Source organism: Ligilactobacillus equi DSM 15833 = JCM 10991 (assembly GCF_001435735.1).
GTDB classification, from domain to species: domain Bacteria; phylum Bacillota; class Bacilli; order Lactobacillales; family Lactobacillaceae; genus Ligilactobacillus; species Ligilactobacillus equi.
The window spans coordinates 1-414 of the sequence record NZ_AZFH01000108.1; the positions used below are offsets into that span (position 1 = coordinate 1).

Annotated in this window: 1 protein-coding gene; it reads right to left on the minus strand. The window is 37.7% G+C overall.

Features of this window, described 5'->3' with window-relative positions; translation table 11 throughout:
* Positions 1-367: helix-turn-helix domain-containing protein (locus FC36_RS07120; RefSeq protein ID WP_156409545.1), on the minus strand; the 367-nt coding region annotated here is incomplete at its 3' end.
* Positions 368-414 lie beyond the last annotated feature (47 nt).

Below are 414 nucleotides of genomic sequence, written 5' to 3' on the forward strand. Positions count from 1 at the left end.
TCTTTGACACCTTACTTGGCCTACCTTTCTTCTTCGGTTTCAAGGCCTCCAGTCCGCCCTCCTTAAATAACTTGAACCATATAGATACCTGGGAACACAAGAGATTATGGGTAGACGCAACTTCAGACATTGAAAGATCATTATTTAGGTAGTAGTTTATCACATAGAGCTTGAAATCAACAGTGAATTCACGTCTCGAATGCCGTAATTTCAATCCATCAGGACCATTCTGATTGTAGGTAGCCCACCATCGTTTAACGGTTCCTTTCGGTAGAGAATACTTGTGCTCTAGAGAGAGTTGTGAATAACCAGTATCCAGATATTCCTGAATAACATCTAATTTAAATTTTTGAGCATATTTAGTCATATAAAAAGCACCTCATAATCGTTAGATTTTGTCTAACAATTATAAGG